At 53.2% G+C, this 17,945-nt stretch carries 11 protein-coding genes; 4 read left to right on the forward strand and 7 right to left on the reverse strand.

Features of this window, described 5'->3' with window-relative positions:
- Positions 1–90: 90 nt before the first annotated feature.
- The 6 genes from ACN0YN_RS21530 to ACN0YN_RS21555 all read right to left on the reverse strand — a co-directional run bounded on the left by ACN0YN_RS21530 (position 91) and on the right by ACN0YN_RS21555 (position 9,093).
- Positions 91–1,662 carry an ABC transporter permease gene (locus ACN0YN_RS21530; RefSeq protein ID WP_417387084.1) on the reverse strand — a complete coding sequence of 524 codons (1,572 nt, stop codon included), beginning with the start codon at positions 1,660–1,662 and terminating at the stop codon, positions 91–93.
- 18 nt (positions 1,663–1,680) lie between these two features.
- A complete protein-coding gene (locus tag ACN0YN_RS21535; RefSeq protein ID WP_417387085.1) occupies positions 1,681–2,376 on the reverse strand; it encodes an ABC transporter ATP-binding protein in 696 nt (231 codons plus the stop codon).
- A 272-nt stretch (positions 2,377–2,648) separates the two neighbouring features.
- Positions 2,649–3,836 carry a DUF1501 domain-containing protein gene (locus tag ACN0YN_RS21540; protein WP_417387086.1) on the reverse strand — a complete coding sequence of 396 codons (1,188 nt, stop codon included), beginning with the start codon at positions 3,834–3,836 and terminating at the stop codon, positions 2,649–2,651.
- A gap of 18 nt (positions 3,837–3,854) precedes the next feature.
- Positions 3,855–5,195 carry a DUF1800 domain-containing protein gene (locus ACN0YN_RS21545; protein ID WP_417387087.1) on the reverse strand — a complete coding sequence of 447 codons (1,341 nt, stop codon included), beginning with the start codon at positions 5,193–5,195 and terminating at the stop codon, positions 3,855–3,857.
- A gap of 57 nt (positions 5,196–5,252) precedes the next feature.
- A complete protein-coding gene (locus ACN0YN_RS21550) occupies positions 5,253–8,600 on the reverse strand; it encodes a M56 family metallopeptidase (protein ID WP_417387088.1) in 3,348 nt (1,115 codons plus the stop codon).
- A 64-nt stretch (positions 8,601–8,664) separates the two neighbouring features.
- The gene (locus tag ACN0YN_RS21555) at positions 8,665–9,093 is read right to left on the reverse strand and encodes a BlaI/MecI/CopY family transcriptional regulator (RefSeq protein ID WP_417387089.1); all 429 of its coding nucleotides are present in this window, start codon (positions 9,091–9,093) and stop codon (positions 8,665–8,667) included.
- A 273-nt stretch (positions 9,094–9,366) separates the two neighbouring features.
- Here ACN0YN_RS21555 and ACN0YN_RS21560 point away from each other — a divergent pair, with 273 nt between their 5' ends.
- The 3 genes from ACN0YN_RS21560 to ACN0YN_RS21570 all read left to right on the forward strand — a co-directional run bounded on the left by ACN0YN_RS21560 (position 9,367) and on the right by ACN0YN_RS21570 (position 16,151).
- Positions 9,367–10,818, forward strand: coding sequence for a sodium:solute symporter family protein (locus ACN0YN_RS21560; RefSeq protein WP_417387090.1), 1,452 nt, complete (start codon positions 9,367–9,369; stop codon positions 10,816–10,818).
- 137 nt (positions 10,819–10,955) lie between these two features.
- A complete protein-coding gene (locus ACN0YN_RS21565; RefSeq protein ID WP_417387091.1) occupies positions 10,956–11,552 on the forward strand; it encodes an RNA polymerase sigma factor in 597 nt (198 codons plus the stop codon).
- Positions 11,553–11,609: 57 nt separating this feature from the next.
- On the forward strand, positions 11,610–16,151 hold the full coding sequence (locus tag ACN0YN_RS21570; protein ID WP_417387092.1) for a protein kinase domain-containing protein: 4,542 nt from the start codon (positions 11,610–11,612) through the stop codon (positions 16,149–16,151).
- Positions 16,152–16,162: 11 nt separating this feature from the next.
- Here ACN0YN_RS21570 and ACN0YN_RS21575 read toward each other — a convergent pair whose 3' ends face one another.
- Positions 16,163–16,756 (reverse strand): hypothetical protein, encoded by a 594-nt coding sequence (locus tag ACN0YN_RS21575; RefSeq protein ID WP_417387093.1) that lies wholly within the window; start codon positions 16,754–16,756, stop codon positions 16,163–16,165.
- Between the two features lie 250 nt (positions 16,757–17,006).
- On the opposite strand from ACN0YN_RS21575, the gene ACN0YN_RS21580 reads away from it, so the two are divergent.
- Positions 17,007–17,921 carry a peptidyl-alpha-hydroxyglycine alpha-amidating lyase family protein gene (locus ACN0YN_RS21580; RefSeq protein ID WP_417387094.1) on the forward strand — a complete coding sequence of 305 codons (915 nt, stop codon included), beginning with the start codon at positions 17,007–17,009 and terminating at the stop codon, positions 17,919–17,921.
- The last annotated feature ends 24 nt before the right edge of the window (positions 17,922–17,945 follow it).

Consider the following 17,945-nt stretch of genomic DNA (forward strand, 5'->3'; position numbering starts at 1 on the left):
TTCAAAGCCTGTGTATAAACTATAAAGTGACCGGGCAGGTCAGAAAAAACTGACATTCTCTGAGTTGGCAATCATGTTGTGGCCCTCTGCTCAGTCGTGGCGCAAGGCGGTGATCGGGTCGATGCGTGCAGCCCTGCGTGCGGGCAGAATTGTTGCCAGGGTGGTGACGAACATACTGAATGCCAGCACCAGTACCAGCAGCCATAGCGGAAACTCGATCACGTGCTGCTGCTCGAATGTTTTGTTCAATTGTTTTTCCAGGATCGAAACCGTCAACGATTCGATGGGAATTCTGATGACCAGTCCGATGAGCAGCGCGCAGAGTCCGCCGATTAAACCGATCAAGGCACCTTCAATCAGAAACAGCATTTGAATCTGGCCTTCGCGGGCTCCCAATGCTTTCATGATGCCGATTTCGCATGTGCGCTCGACAACGCTCATGACCATTGTATTGGCGATTCCTACTGCAGAGATGACTAACGCGAAGATAGCGACCAGGGAGACGATGAGCGTGACCTGCCGTATCTGCTCCTGAATGAACTCGACCATCGAAATTAATGAGTATTCACGCAATCCCATCTTGCGAATCTGTTCCGAGACGGCTTTGAGATTTGATTCATGATCTACCAATACCGTCGCCTGATAGAACCCTGTTTTTTTGATGTTCGGAGTACGCAGGGCAAATTCAGTTGCCGTTTTAATCGGTAACAAATATTCGGCTAAGCCACCAAAGTTTCCAAATCCTGCATGGTCGTTCAGTTCCTTCTCGGTCGGACAGCGATAAATACCGACCACGGTAAACTCTTGAGAAACAATCCGCTCAAACGGCTCTGATGCGGAATCGGATTCCGCAGACGTTGTCTGAAATGCCTTTTTCAAAACGGCGCGTTCCGGCTCAGGCAGAGGCAGTTCATCGATCAATGTCGGTATGCGATCCAGCGCACTGTTTAAGGCGGCTAGTTCTTCCCTGCTGAACTCCGCATCACCTCCACTGCGACGCGAAAGAGAATACGCGACGCTTTCCTCTGCAAAGCGGTGTTCAATTTTGACCTTGGTGCCGATCAGCTTTTCCATCTGGGCAGGAGTCGTATAACCCCATTTCCAGGCGACAAACTCATTCAGCAGAATTGCCGGCTCACTGTCCGACTCAAAGGCTTTCCCTGCCAGGATCCGTTCACGCAACACTTCATTGTCGGCCGTGACCGAATCTCCCATGCCCTGCAACTCGTTTTCACCCTGGCTCAAAGTGACATAGATAGACTCTTGCGGGTGGATGTATTGCACATGCTCGAACGCTTCGATTTCTTCGATTCTCTCGCGCGTCAGTTTGACACTTTCGCCGCCATGCTTGAACTGCCAGTGCCGAATGAGCATTTGACGAAGACGGGCTTGCATGTCCTCGTCCAGTTCGTCATCCAGTTTCAATTCCTCTTCAGGGATTTCATTCTCGTCAACTTTCCAGTTCTGAGAGACGTGGATCTGCCGTAACTGTTTGCTCATGCTGAAGACCCGCATGACTGCATCCTGCACACCGCTTCGCGAGGCCAGCGCGAAAAGCAGCATCAACGAACCAATGACGACTCCAATCAGCGAGAGCGCCGTGCGGGTTTTCTGCCGACGAATGGCCAGGAACGACATGGAGACAATGTCAGAAAACTTCATACGCCGTCTGCTCCCGAATCATGATCCCAACCGGCCATCCTGCATATGCAGTACGCGCGTGGAAAAGCGATATGCGAGTTCTTCGTCGTGCGTGACCAGGAGCGTCGCCGTTTGGGAATCATCTGTGAATCGGCGGAGCGACTCCAGGATTTCTTCGGCGGTTGAGGAATCGAGGTTGCCCGTTGGTTCATCCGCCAGCAGCAGTTCGGGACTGTTGATCAGAGCCCGCGCAATAGCGACCCGCTGCTGCTCGCCTCCAGACAGTTCGCTGGGACGGTGTCCCATGCGTTTCGCTAAACCGACTGTCGTTAATGCGGTCCGCGCTACCTCCACGCGTTCCGCCTTTCCGCGACGGGCGAAGATCATTGGTAATTCTACATTCTGTAAAGCGGTGCGCCAGGGGACGAGATTGTAAGCCTGGTAAATCATACCGACATTCTCACGCCGATAGTCGGCAATGGCGGCGGGTGAAAGCTCAGAAAGAAGCTTTCCCGCGACACAGATGCGACCATTCGTCGGTCGATCCAGGCCGGCGATCATGTTCAGCAGAGTCGACTTGCCCGATCCGGATTTTCCCAGCAGAGCCACTCTTTCGCCACGTCGGACTACGAACGAGACTTCACGGACTGCTTCCACAGGCGTCTGCAATTTCCCGTAGGATTTCGAAACGTCGGTCAGTTCGACGATTATGTTGTGCTTTTCATCGTGGGCCATGAAGGGAATAAGGTTCTAATATACAGGGTGCCCGGTATGATTGATTTCTAGTGATCATGCTTATTCTGTGTGGGCTTTGAATGATTGAAATCATCGTCTGACACTAGACCAGAGGCAAGAATGTTGAAACGTGTCAAAGGTCGAGTTAGTGAGACTTTGTATCATTACAGCGAGATTGTCAAGAAGATAATCAGAAAGTTGCAATGATCAAAGTACTTGGGGGCTGCCTCAAGTTCTGAGAAATGAAAATCAGATAGGAGAGTTATCGGCAGTCAGGTGACTACTTTCAGAGGTTTGAAAGTCCCGCCCAGGGGGGCGCTGGCATCAATGCCAAGCCAGTGGGAAAGCAATGATGCGTAAATACAGCGGAAGTCAACCGTCGATTTCAAGTCGCCGTCTTCGAGGTCGACGAGAGAAGGGTAATTACCGAGTATGCCTGAATTGACCGATGCACCGGCGACGAAAACCGGACCGGAGGTACCATGATCGGTGCCTGCTGAGTCGTTTTCCTGGACGCGACGCCCGAATTCACTGAATGCCATCACCATGATACGATCACTGAACCCCGCTTTTCGGAGATCCGTAAGAAACGCTTTAAGCGAGCGGCTGAATTCGGTCAGCAGGCGTTCGTGAGTAAACTTCTGCGCGGAGTGTGTATCGTAGCCGGGCTGTGAAACATAAAAGATTCGCGTGCCGCCGTCCAGACGGATTAAACGTGAAAGCAGTTTCAGCTTCTGCGCCAGTCGATAGTTCGGATAGCTGCTGTTATTGGTCGACCGGGTTTCTGCTGATGCTGCAAATTCTTTTGCCGCGGCATAAGAGGATGTGACGGTGTTTTGTACAAAATTCTGCAGATCGTCTCCTGGCAGGGGTTTATCAGAGGAAGAAAGTTTTGCAGCGAGCGTGAGTTCTTCTTCATTGTTCAGCGCGATAGCGGTGGTACGGCGTCCGATGATGGCGGATGGAATGGCACTGTCACCAACGAAAACTGCATCAGGGGCAGTGTTACCGGGTTGTTTTGCCTGATCACAGGCGCGGCCGAGCCAACCCTGGCCTGTGTGTGCATCGGATTGTAAACGCGCAGAATGCCAGATCTCCATGCTGCGGAAATGCGATCGGTTCGGGTTGGGGTAACCCACGCCGGGGATGATGGCCAGTTGATTGTCGTCGAATAATTCTCCTGCGGCTTTCATGCCGGGATGCAATCCCAGGGAATCGTTGAGTCGGATGATGTCCTGTTTGTCAATCCGCAGTTTGTTACGGTATCGAGCGTAGTTCTCATCGGCATAGGGGATGACCGTGTTCAATCCGTCGTTGCCGCCATCAAGCTGAATGACAACCAGAATGCGGTCATCTTTACGCGCTGCAGCAGCTCGTGCCGTCTGCGAAAGGAATGCGGGGATGTAGGGAGACAACGACAATAAAGACGATTGGTTCAGAAAACTTCGTCGGTTCAACATGGCAGTCTCCTTTTCATTTCAGTGCAGATGGGCATGGAAACCGGTGAGCAGCGCGAGAACACTGCCGGCTTCACGCGAAGCCGCGGTAGGAGTGGTTGATTCCGTTGTCTGTTTTACATTTACATCGCCGAGCAGCAGTGTATTCATCATTTTTTCGAATTGATCAGAATTATTGGTAGCGTGTTTCTTTGTCAGCGCATGCAGATCGGGAGGGGTGGCTGGACGATAGACGTCTCCCGAAAGAATCGCAGCAGCATAGTTTGCGCGAGCGATCACGGTTCGCGTCGTCAGCCAGGATCGCCCCCCTGGCCAGCCGGCAACATTGGGGGGGAAGAACAGTTCCAGGCCCATGCGGTTTAACCATTCGCACAACGCAAGCGTACTGGGTGGGGGATCGAATAATTCGAGTGCGCGTAGTGGTGCGATCAGGAAGGAGAGCGGATCGCTGATACGCGTGTTGATATTGGCATCGGAAAAGAAGAGCTGTGATCGCAGAATGGTTTCAACGGCTTGGCCAATATTCAGGTTTGACGACTGGAGTTGTAGTGCCAGTTCTTGATGTGCCGTTTTACTGACGACGCCTTCACTGAAAAATTCGTTGATCAGCCGGTCCGCCAGTCGTCTGGAAGTAGCAGGGTTCTGCAGCAGAAGCTCTGTCAGTTGCTCGGCATCAAAGGTTGCGGTCTTGCCGAGAATGGTCTTTTCGCCTGCATCATGCCGAAGCGGGTCGATGTGAAACTGTCCCTCTTTCAGATCGAGGCCCGTCAGGGCGCGCGCCGCCTCTTTCACATCGGCTTCGGAGTAGTTGCCGATACCGAGTGTGAACAGTTCCAGCAGTTCGCGGCCCAGGTTTTCATTCGCGTGTCCTCGACGGTTGGATGGTGCATCGAGCCAGACGAGTAACGCGGGGTCGTGCAGCATGGCACGCAGCAGGTCGCCGAAGGATGAGGTCGCATGCTTACGGAATGTTTCGTTTTGCTGCTTCATGAACGGCAGGTTGTTCACTTTCAAGTTGCTGGTGGCGAAGTGATTATGCCACATCAGCGTTAATCGTTCCTGTAGCGGTGCAGGAGTATAAAGAATCCGATAGATCCACCAGGCTTTGAGCCGTTCTGCGTTGGGCTGCTGATCGGCTGCCTTGCCGATCAGATCAGCGAGGTTCTCAAAATCAGCAGGGAGACCATCGATACGGGCTTCGTCTGAGAGGACCCGGGAGACTGCATCCTGCGGTTGACCGCTTAAATCTCGCTGCAGTTCATTCCATGTCAGTCCGAAAACAGCACGCCGGTGCAGGTGGGCGACTCGACCTGGGTTCCAGGGGTGTTGAGGTGTCGGTTGATAGCGTTGCCAGGTATTCATAGTGGGCTTCTGTTGAAAAACCGGTTCTCAATTCCTGTCAGATGGACTCCGCGTCACTTACTCTTTTTTATCTGAATCTGTATTTTGATCCCCATCGGTACCGGAAATCAGCTCTGTAATGACCGGTTCTCTTTTGGCTTTTGCCTGCGACCAGTCTTCTGCGTCGGGGTCAATGACCATGTCCCCCAGATCAATGTGTTTGGGATCCGGGTTTTCCAGGTTCTTCATGACGACGAAGTAGTTGTTGTTAATTATGCTGAGTATTTTGAAATCGGTGCCCGTGGGCAAAGAATAATCGAAGCGGCCTTCACTGTCGGTTTGAACCTGTGACAGCGATCCACCAATGTTCGGATCATTCTGGTGTCGGGTTTCCAGATAACTGTTTGCCAGAGGCCTGCCTTCCGGATCAATGAGCCGACCTGTGAGCCGACTGGAAGGGAATAGTTTGACGGTGAACTGTTTCTGCCCTTTTTCCGGTACCAGACGCAGGAATCGACTGAGTTTATTAGTGTTGTCCACAAAGTACATCGGGCGGATCTTACCGATTGCCAGACCTGTTACCTGAGCATGGTCATCCTTAGTGCTGTCTCCCTCAAGAGAATTACTGCTGAATCCGTTGCCCTGGACTCCTTTAACGGGATTTCCCTGGGGATCGATAAAATTGACGGTCATTGTTTCACCGGGATCAACGTGCAGAGAGAGTTCAAACTCAGAGCTGTCAGCCGGTACATCGATTTCTTTGAGCGAGTGAAACATGGATGAAACCAGGTGATCGGAAAGCATAATTGGCAGATTGCTCGAATCTTTTCCCTGGTATGCCTCAATCTTTTCCGCGCCAAAACCGGTGATAAATTCCCCACCCTTCAGTGTAGCGGCTATCACACCGCGACCGGGAATGACCGGTATTTCAAAGTAGCCGTCTTTATTACTGAAGTACCTGGTGTCATGATTCCCCAGCATCCTGCGAGAACCATCTGCGTAACGAAGGTATTTAGAGCAGTTCTCGTTTTCCAGATAGGGAGCGTAGTAGAATTCTGCCCCGGCAACTGGTTCGCCGGTCGTCTTGTCGGTGATTCTGCCTCTGGCGATCACAGCCCGTCGCATTTCAAAATTAAACTCGACCGGGTTGACTCCATCTCCACGGGGGACGGAAAGTGATTCGGTTTCAATGTAAGGCAGCTTACCCGGGCGGACGGCAAGCCTGTTTCGATCGTATCGACCTGTTTTTGCGGGAGGGATGGGAAGCCCTTCGATTCGATAGCGTCCCTGCTTGTCTGTTTGGGTGGTAATGTATCCTTCCTGAGACATGGTTGCTCCGTAGATTTGCCCCACGGCAACCGGAATACCGGCAAGGGGTTGTCTGGTTTCGATATCGCGGACAACGCCAAAGACAGGAACGCTGGGCTGGGTGATAAAATCAAACTTGCGCCCATAGTAGGCTCCCAGATGGCTGATGCGGGAATATTGGAGTCCATAAACCGGCTGCATCTCGCGCGCAAGTACATGAATAATTTTGTCAGTAATATTCTGACCTCTGATTCGCAGGATGACCAGATCATCTTTTGCCGCCAGTCCCGACAGTTCGAACCTGCCTGAGCTGTCAGTGACGACGGGGCGAACTGACTGCAGAGGGAGATGAAATTCATGCGAGGGGAAATAGGCCGATCGAGAAGCAGCCCTTCCCAGCACCATGGCACGTTGATTTAACTTGGGGGGTGGGACTTTCGAAGTCTGCTGAAGCCACTCGTCGAATCCCGCAGGATCCGGACGCCCCATTTTGAATACGGAGACGCTTACGCCCTCAACAGGCTGGCCTTCGATGGAAAGTAAGCGTCCGTGAATTGTGACAGCGGGGCGAAGCTGGACAGCCAGAGGTTGATTCAGAAAACCAGGGAAAGCGGCCTGCTTGCCTGCAAAAAAGTGGTTCACCGTTTTCGCCTGAAAGGTGGAGTAAGCATAGTCGGGAGCGGTGACCAGGAGGATCGGCCAGCTTCGCAAATGACCAGGTTTCAAGATGACTTGATCCCTGGGAACCCGTTGATCATACCGGCCTGCAGCATCCACTTTGAATTCGGTGATGAGTGTTTCCGTATTACCCGCGGCATACCAGTCTGGGGCCTGCAGGTGATAAAGTCGCACGGTTGCATCCGGGATCGGCTTGCCACTGGTGTCAGTGACCTGGCCTTGAATGCGAACGGTTTCTGTGTCTTCAGAATCAGGGACACTTTCCGTTGCCACAGATGGTTCCGCAGGCGTTGCAACTGCCGAGATAGGACGAATGACCGCTGCGGCGGTGATCACGGCAATTGTGATGCTGGCGATGGCTGTTGTGCTGCGCCAGGTCAGATGCTGTGAGAGTGGTCTTTTGAAGTCGAGGATGGTAGTGATGCGCGATTCCACATTGGAGGTGCGTGCCATTGAAACGCCTGGTTGTACGCGCCGACCGCTGGCTGATGACAATGATGTCGCTACTTCCAGCAGATGTCGCGCATAGCCGGTTCGATCCCCTGTGTGACTGATGGCAGCGTCATCACATATTTCTTCTGCCAGATCTGACAATCGGGTGCGTAACCACCAGGAAACAGGATGGAACCAGTAGAGGCAGCGATTCAGTTCAGCCGCCAGCAATACAAAGAAGTCGCGTCGGGCCACGTGTGTGAATTCATGTGTTACGATGGCACGGAGTTTCGCATCAGGCCAGGTGCGCCATTCTTCAGGCAACAGAACCGTGGGGCGCAGCCAGCCAACGGTCACCGGTACCAGCATCTCCCGGCTTTCTCTGATTTTCGGTGTGCGTCGTAATATCGCTGGTGGCAATTCAGCGAGGAAGTTCTGAAGGCGTGAGTCGTCTACAAGCGTTGCGTGTCGCAGGATGCGTGAGGACGACCAGAGCCCGGCAAACAGACGGAAAGCAAACAGAAGGCTTACGGCGAACCAGAAGACCAGAAAAACGCCAGGTATCAGCGGTAGTAAAGAGGGGAAAGACCAGTTGGAAACGGTGACGGTTGCGTCTGCAGTAGACGGGGGCAGTATTGCTGGTTGAGGGACACTTTCAGTAGGACTGACGGGTGTGTCACGTTTCTCTGATACGCTGTTTTCAAAAGCAGGAGCGGGGGGAGTCAGATTCTGACTGTCAACAAATGTTGTTTCGACCGGCGTGTGTTCGGCGGTTGATTCGAACTGCGTCCAGCGGGCAGGCATCGCCAGGGGGGTCGTCGGAAGGATCAGTATCAGCAATGGCAGCAGTAACATGCCTGCCAGGACTCCGGACCAGACCCGATGCTTGACGTTAGAGTCTTGCATTTTGAGCAGTTTGAGAGAGAGACCGGCAATGCCCGCCAGTAACAGCGCTTTGACAGAAACAGCCAGGAGAAACAGCATCCATTGGTTTGAAGTCTGGAACATCGGGTCTCTCCGAACAGAGAGTTATCAAACAGGATTAACGAAATACATCGGTTTTATTCTATATTTAATTGCGCTTCGTGCGTTTTGTTTTATTCTGCTTTGACTGTTCTTCTTCCGCAGCCGCAATCTGCTGTGCCAGTTCCTGCAGGCGTTCTGAAGAGATTAACTTGTCGTCAACCAGGCCGACCAGCAGGTTTTCGACAGAGCCGGAACAGAACTTGTCCACAATCGACCGGACGGCGGAAGCGGCAACATTGGTCTGTTCCACTGTTGCCCGGTAAATGTAGGTTCGTCCTTCGACATCGTGAGTGACATAGCCTTTGGCTTCAAGTCGTCGTAGCAAAGTACGCACGGTCGATGTTTTCAGACCATGGGTTCCTTCCATGCGTTCACGAACGTCTTCGCCCGTCAGAGGCTGACCACTCCAGACGATCTGCATGACAGCATGTTCCAGAGGGCTGAGTGCCGGCCTTTTGCTGTTAGACTTTGCCATGACAGTGATTCCATTGTGTCACATTAGTATTGAGAAATGATAAGTGTTACACGGTGTAACATTACAAAATGTAACAGTGGGGGTTTATGCTGTCAACACGATGTGGAAGATTTTTTCGTTTTTCAAAAATTTGCCTGTTGTCGTCCGTCAACGTGCGCAGAAAGTAAACGATCTCGTTACGATGCGAATTCTGCTCTGGTAACGGATACGATCTCTCCATCGTTAACCGTGCCGAAGTGATTGATTCAGACTCTGGTAGTAAAGAGACCGACGATGACGTTCTGGCTTGGTATGTTGCTTGGTGTGTATGTCCTGCTGATGGTTGGTCTCGGGATGTATGCTGGCAGTCGAGTCAACAATGAAGAAGATTATCTGGTAGCAGGACGGCGACTCCCTTTGTGGCTGGCGTGGGGGACGCTGCTGGCAACCTGGTTTGGCGCAGCGACTGTACTGGGTTCCAGTGAAGCAGCCCGTGCAGAGGGAGTGCAGGGGACGATCCTTGATCCGTTCGCTTCTGGTCTGGCGCTGATCGTGGCTGGATTATTCTTCGCCCGACGAGTGTGGGAGATGAAACTCCTGACTGTAGGCGACCTTTTTGCTCAGAAGTATGGTCCCAAAACGGAACTGGTCTCCAGCATCGTGCAGGCACTGGGGTATCTCCCCTGGATCGCCGCACAATATCTGGCGCTGGCGGCAATCCTCGGGTATTTTTTCGGCATCGATCATTTCGCGGCAATTCTTATCGCAGCTGTCTTTGTGACTTTCCTGACGATGATTGGCGGCATGTGGTCAGTCACTCTGACTGATACCGTACAAATCTGCGTGGTGCTGATCAGCCTGGTGATACTGGGCGTCAATTTCACAACTGAAGTTGGCAACGGCTCGATCACAGCGGGAATTGAAACCACCTGGCAGCAGACGCCACCAGAGCTTCGCACACTGCTCCCCGAAGCCGGTCTGCTGGCTTTGCTCGGCTGGACTACGACCTGGATCAATGGCATCTTCGGTAACATTCCGGGACAGGATCTGATGCAACGGATCTTCGCCAGTCGCAGTGGCACGGTTGCTTCGCGGGCCTGCATTCTGGCGGGTTGTGCCTATATCCTGTTTGGACTGTTGCCGGTTGGACTGGGGCTGGCTTCGCGACAGCTCTGGCCGGACGAACTGCCCCAGGGAAGTGACGGTCAGGTGATTCTGGCGCTGGCCGAACTGCTGCTCTCACCGGTTGGGATCTGCCTGATGGTGGTGACATTACTGGCGATTGTTGTTTCCACCTGTACCAGTGCCATGCTCTCTCCCGCGGCGTTGCTCTCGCATAATCTGCTGCATCGAATCACCTGGTTTGACGAGCGGCGTCTGTTGACCAGCCGTTTGAGTGTCGGGATCGTCGCTCTGGCCAGTCTGCCTCTGGCGTTGACCAGCGAAGCAATTCTGGAGCTGCTCGAAAGTGCTCTGGCAGTAGGCCTGGTCGCGCTCCTGGTTCCGTTTGTCGCAGGCGTTTTCTTGAAACCACGGGGCGAATTACCGGGACTCCTTTCCATTGGATGTGGCGGTCTGTTCTGGATGGGACACCAGATTGCTGCAGCACTCATCAGCTTTGAACCGGATTCATTCTTCTTCATACTCTTGTCGATTCCGTCAGAGCTGACCGGCTTGCTGGCCAGTATCATCGGTTATCTGATCGGGCAGAGATTATCCCCCTCGTCAGATGCTCTGCGCTCCTGATGGGACTCCGTCTGCAATCCATGCTTTGTGACTAAGAGTTATTGCGGCTGACTTTCGAAAGAAACCGGAAGAATTCTATTTTAGCTGTCAGATGCGGGATCGTACTGTGTATAACAGGGTAAAGGAAGTACACAATTATGAGCGCAACTCCCGACACACGAGCCAGTTTGCTGATTCGCGTCCGCGATCCTGCGGATCAGGCGGCGTGGCATGAGTTTGTCGAAATCTACCGACCGGTGATTCTGCGACTGGCAAGACAAAAAGGAATGCAGGAAGCAGACACCGACGATGTGGCCCAACTGGTATTAGTCGCGGTTGCCAAAGCGGTGGAACAGCGGCCCCATGATCACGGGCGGGCAAAGTTCCGTACCTGGCTGCATCGTGTCGCGCAGAATGCGATTCTGAATGCCTTGATGCGTGGTAAACCTGATCGGAGTTCGGGGCAATCCGAAATGCGGGAATTACTGAAGCAACATACAACGCCTGACGGACCGGATTCGAGCCTGTTACGGTTAGAGTATCGGCGGGAAGTCTTTCGCTGGGCTGCCCGGCAGGTGCGACCGGAGTTTCAGCGGAATACATGGAACCTGTTCTGGCTGACGGCGGTCGAAGGGCGCGAAATTGATGAGGTCGCGGAGGAATTCGGGAAAAATCGAGGCTCCATTTATGCTGCCCGGAGTCGTGTGATGCGCAGGATTCAGGAGAAAGCAGCAGAGTATGAACAGGAACTTTAATGCGACGACTGTCAGAAATTGCAGGGCTGAGTGTATCAGTTGTCGGGAGCGAATAAAATGAAGAACAGAACCACTACCTGTCATCCGGATGCGATCGAACTGTTTCTGCAACAGAAAATGAGTGACAGAGAACAGACCGATTTTGAAATTCACCTGGATCAATGCAGCGACTGCCGTCAGCATCTGGAAGCAGCGGCCGCCAGTGATGACATCTGGGTATCAGTCCGGGATTCACTTCAGGACGAGACGCTTTCGCTGGATTATCCTGGCGTGGATGCTTCTGCCCAGGATGTGGTTACAGAACAGGTCGCTGCCTTCTCACATCATTCCGTATTGAATCTGCTGGCACCTTCGGATGATGAGCGGATGCTGGGGCGCCTGGGAACCTACGAAGTGGTGGGGGTGATTGGTGCCGGGGGAATGGGCGTGGTGTTGAAAGCTCTTGATCCTGCTTTAAATCGATACGTGGCGATTAAGATTCTGGCCCCGCATCTGGGGAGCAGCGGGGCAGCCCGCAAACGGTTCTCGCGCGAGGCACAGGCGGCGGCAGCGGTGGTGCATGACAGTGTGATCGAAATTCATGGCGTGGCGGAAACGAAGGGGTTGCCTTATCTTGTCATGTCCTATGTACGGGGACCTTCTTTGCAACGCCGGCTGGATGATACTGGACCGTTGGGAGTGGTGGAGATTCTGCGGATCGGTATGCAGGCTGCCAATGGGCTGGCGGCAGCACATGCGCAGGGACTGGTGCACCGCGATGTGAAACCGGCCAATATACTGCTGGCCGATGGGGTGGAACGAGTGAAACTGACCGACTTTGGTCTTGCTCGCGCGGCTGACGATGCCAGCCTGACGCGTACCGGTATCATCGCGGGGACGCCTCAATACATGTCGCCGGAACAGGCACGCGGCGAAGCGGTCGACCAGGCGAGCGACCTGTTCAGCCTGGGAAGTGTACTCTATACAATGTGTACCGGTCGGGCACCGTTCCGTTCTGAAACGAGTTACGGCGTACTGAGGCGGATCACAGATGAAGAACCTCGCCCGATTCGTGAAATCAATCCCGAGATCCCGGAATGGCTCTGTCAGATCATCAGTCGACTGATGGAGAAAGATCCCGCGGCACGTTTTACGAGCGCCCGTGAAGTTTCAACCCTGCTGGAAGAATGTCTGTCACACGTGCAGCGTCCGACCGAAGTCTCCCTGCCGGAAACGCTCGCGGTAGCGACGAAACCGCGGCGTGCATTTCGCGTGGGGACATTGATCGCTGCTCTGTCCGCAGTGGTACTGGGAATGTGTTTCTGGCAAGCCACCGAACCACCCGATATCGCCGGGAAATGGCGCAGCAAAGAATGGGGGACTGTCACGCTTAACGCTGAAGAAGGGGGACAATATGCGGGCACATATCAGGAACCTGACAATGCCGTCGTGGGCACGGTCAACTTAAAATGGTCGCGCATCGAACGTCGATTTAACGGTACCTGGCGTGAAGGAGAGGAACGTTTCGGCAAGCTGTCGATTCGACTCGCCGATGATGAAATACGCGGCGCCTGGACCACCAGTCGTCAGTCACTCGTGAATCCGGGGACACCGGAACTGGCGGATCTGCTCTGGGTGCGTGCTTCTGAACGTCATCCTGCCAATGCGGTCATTGAATTTTCAGAGACTACGCTTATTAAGGGGCAGGTGGTCTCTGTCTCTGATGGAGAGGCCGTGATCTCCCTGGGGAAACAAGTGGGGATCAAGGTGGGGATCAAGGTGGGGATGAAACTGGCCGTTATGGACCAGGGGAGGATGTGTGGTCTGATCATCATTACCAAAGTCGAACAGGGGAGATCGGTGGGGCGGATCATTGAAGAAAAAAAAGAAGTACCGGTTCAAGTGGGGCAGCTTGTGATCTGTGGTAAACCGGGGAAGCTACTTCCAGTGATGGGACAGCCATCGCCTACACCTTCGACAATTACAGCGGGTACGAACGAAGCTCTCCGTCAACTCTATCCGGAATTTTATGAAAGTGCAGAAGAGCCTATCAAGGTCCGACCGAAAACAGACGCGGAAAAAGCGATTGCCCAACTCTCGCTGATCTCGTTTCAGAATCGAACGCATCGGGCAGTGCATGGCATCATGGTGAATGACGGCGCGGGAACCTACGTGATTACAGCCGGCCTGGGCCCCGAAGCGAAACCACCGATCGCTGCGCAAATCTATCTGGATATCCCGGGACGGGGAAAGATTGGGCTGGAGTACCAGAAAGAAAGTACGAAAGAATTATACCTCTACCATACGCAGAGGAAACTGACCGACTATCGACCGCTAGATGACATCCAGCTCGAAATTGGTGACCAGTTATCGGGGATTTTACTGGGAGGGACCAACGAATTATTTGTGACTCCCCATGCCACGCGCATTACCACTCTGAGATATAAGACGAAAACGGACGCGACAGGAAAGAAAAAGGGGGCTCCGCAACTGGTGGAATTCTCAATTGATCGTAAGCTGCATTCCGGAACTCCCCTCTTCAAAGAAGGTAAACTGGTGGGGATCACACGCAGCCGGCCTCGATATATGAGCGATCCTCCTCAAGGGACGTTTGTCATTCCAGTGGGAGAAATGGTTGAATTATACGACCGGTTGAAAAAAAATCCCGAATTCAGTTCCTCATTATCCAAACCAGTTGACGAAGATTCGGTCATCTCATCCTGGAATGGATTACCGCCGAAAACAGCTGCGGAAAAGGCGATTGCCCGGCTGGTGCTGGTCTACTTTCGGGATCAGTCCCGCCGCGCGATCCCCGGAATTCTGGTCGATGCCGGCTCTGAAACATGTGTGATCACAGCCGGGACAGCAGGGATTATTCCCGAGGGAGCGCCCCATGCCGTTGATCGGACGTTTCTTGAGATTCCCAATCGTCCGCCAATTGAAGCGATCTATCAGAAGCAGAGCACGAAGGAACTGTTCGTGTATCGGACACAGCAGCAGTTGACCGACTATCAGCCGTCAGAATATGTGTTACTGGCGGTGGGCGATGAGCTGGCGGCCATGTATCCCGGAAGTTCTCCGCAATTGACTCTGACCCCGCAGGCAGCACGCATTGTGGGATTTGACAACGAAGAGGAACTGGAGTTGCCTCCACTAAAGAATAAACATCGATTTGAGGGCCTCATTCAACTCGATCGCAGTTTGCCTGAAGGGACACCCCTGTTCAAGGAGGGGCAACTGGCGGGACTGACTTTGCTGGGGACCCGTTTTCTGGGAGAGAAGTCGAAGAAATCCTACATGGTTCCTGTTGAGCGTATTGCAGAGTTCTGTCGTGATTTGAAAATCGTTCCGGAAGGCAGCAGTCAACTCACAGAAGCCGTCCAGAAATTCAACCAGCAACAGCAACTGGATCCCGTGGGCAAGGGGCAGCCGCTTTTGACAGATGACGAAGTCGTGGCAGCGGTCCGCTGGGCGTTGCTGGGAAAGAAGAATCCAGGGCTTTCCGCAGATCAGTTAAAACAGTTTCGTGAAATCGCAGAGCAACGAAGACTGGCTGCCGGCTGGCGACTGGAATTCGTCACCGCTCTGGACGGAGTCGACGAGGACCGTTTTCATGCCTGGCAGGCGCAACTGGTTCTCGATCAACCCGATGGAGTACCTTTCATCCACGTGATACGGACACGACTGTTGAATCAACTGGATGCTGCGGGTCAACCTGTTCCACTCAAAGAACCGGGCCCCTTACTGCCGGACAACACACCTCTGGCTGCGGCAATCCACGGTTTCAATTCCACTCACCAGAGCCTGGGAGGAATGGATCAACCGCCGTTAACCGAACAGGAAGTCCTTGCCGCGATCCGCTGGATGAAAACAAAACGGAATGAATTGGACGTGACCAATACCGAATTCAAAATGTTGCAGAAGATTGCAGAACAGCGTCAGCTCCCCGAGGATGTCGGCTTTGAACTTCTGACACTGTTTCAACCAGATGACAGCTACGAGTATCTGATCTGGTCTGTTCGGCTGACATTGCCTCGCATCGCGAACAATGTTCCCTATCCCCGTTATTCAATCATTCTAAGAAAACAGTATGTTCGCTCCCAGGCAATCGATAATGGCAAAATCTCCTGGGGGCCTGTCGCCGACAATGGCTTACAGGCGGGAGTTCGTTTCGAGCCCCAGAATGAACAGTATGCGACAGGACAGCAGGTGTTGCCTCGATTTTACTATCGCAACACGGGGGATCAGTTTGTTGAAATTATGCTGCCTCGTTTAATGACTCACAGTTACTACACGAAACTCTCTGCCGTCGATGACACTGGCAAACCGGTTCCCATCGATCAGGACAGGAAGCCGGCTCGTCCGGTGGGCTGGTGGTTCTTACCCTTCGGCTTTGGTGCGAAGCATGAACTCCGTGGTCTGCCGATTAGACTGGGGGATGTGGAGCGGGGGCAGGCGGAAACTGTCATTCAGGCGAAACCGGGGCAGTCGGTACGCGTCCGCTTTACCTTACCAAACTATGCCGATAAAAATGCGCCCCCATTAAAGACAGGGGAAATTCTATTTTCGCTGGCGGAACCAGGAAAAGAGGAAGAGGCCGTCAGTGAACCGCAGAATTAATGCCTGTCGCACTAGCGTTCTGCCGGCACAACCCGGCGGCGGTAACTGATCAGGAGAACCAGAAACAGGCAGACAATGCAGATGGAGAGCGGGAAGAGCACGGTGGTCAACGAATACGATTCGAGTGCCAGCAGCGCGAAAGTGTTCCTGATGAAGAATAAAAAAATGAACAGAATGCTTTCTTCAAACGGATGATCGTAGGCTTTGCGGATGGTCGGACCAAAGCCCAGCAGATCGATGATCGTCAGCAGGATCACCGCCCACATCGGGTTGGATGTGAAGTACCAGCAGGGGATGGAGAGCAGAGCAGTACTGAAAAACAGCTTGTCGAGCCGCGTGATCGAAATATCGCCGCGTTTCACATAAGACAGAAAAGCGATATAGACTGTGATTGTGCCTGAAATGCCGATCGGCCAGGCACCGCTGCCTCCGTTTGCTTCGAGCTGCGCGAAGAACACAATCAATGTTGTCATTCCCCAGATCAGCCAGGAGAACAGGTGCGGCCTGATCCGTCCTGCCAGGATACCGCGTATATACGGGATAAAAGCCGTGAACGTGATGAGAATTGCCAGCCCGCTGAAGAGCAGCTTGATACGGGAGTCCATGAGGATACCAGAAAGTTTATTGATTCATTCAGCTACGCTGATCAGGTGGTGAAGCCATTATAGAAAACCGGTGAGTCTATCCGGGAGAGCTTATCAATAATTGGTTTAAGGTTCCTTGTCAATTCAGTGAGAAAGATCGCAGTCTCCTTGCCTCGACAGGTTTACGGGGGGAGCATACACTAATTAGTTGATCCCCACGATGACTCTGGCTGTCCCGGTCATCGATCTAAGCTTACTCAGGAGCCTCACCATGAGAATACAGCGTCTGATTCGTTTTTCTGTTCTCGCATTGATTGGTCTCATTCTGACAGGGAAATTCTCTTCTGCTGCAGACAAGATCGATTTTGAACCAGCGCCGATTTCGATTCAGATCCCGGAGGGGCTGACGCTGGGCCCCTGTTCGGCGGTGGATTTTGACAGTCAGGGGCGGATGTATCTGTTTCATCGAGGGAAGCAGCCGATCCTCTGTTTTGACGCGAGCGGAAAATTCCTGCGTTCCTGGGGCGATCAATTAATCGGTCAGGCACATGGATTACGCGTGGATTCGAATGACAACATCTGGGTAACGGATATCGGCAATCACATGGTGTTTCAGTTCAATCCCGAGGGGAAGCTGTTGCTGGCACTGGGACAGGCGGGCAAAGCGGGGGACCGTCAGGATCAATTCAACAAGCCAACGGATATTGCATTCGGACCGCAGGGGACCATTTTCATTTCTGATGGTTATGGTAACAGCCGGGTGATGAAGTTCGCTGCGAACGGAAAATACCTCGGGCAGTGGGGTACGCCGGGTAAGCAGCCAGGCGAATTCAATCTGCCGCATTCGATTGTAGTCGATGCGAAGAACCGCGTGCTGGTTGGTGACCGGGAGAATGATCGCGTGCAGATCTTCGATCTGGACGGGAACCTGCTGGAAATCTGGACGGGCTTTGCCCCTTACGGCATGGAATTCGATTCCAGTGGAACACTCTTCGTGGCCGATGGTCGTGCCAATCAAGTGCTGCAACTGGATCCGAGTGGTAAGGTCGTCAACTCCTGGGGTAAAGAAGGTGCAGGACTCGGGGAATATCAGCTGCCTCACATGCTGGCCGTCGATGCGGCGGGTAATCTGTTTGTGACGGAAATTGGCGGGAAACGAATGCAGAAACTGCAGCGGAAACGCTGATCCCTCCGTCAGTCAACAGCTGTA

Source organism: Gimesia sp. (assembly GCF_048260065.1).
Classification (GTDB): Bacteria; Planctomycetota; Planctomycetia; order Planctomycetales; family Planctomycetaceae; genus Gimesia.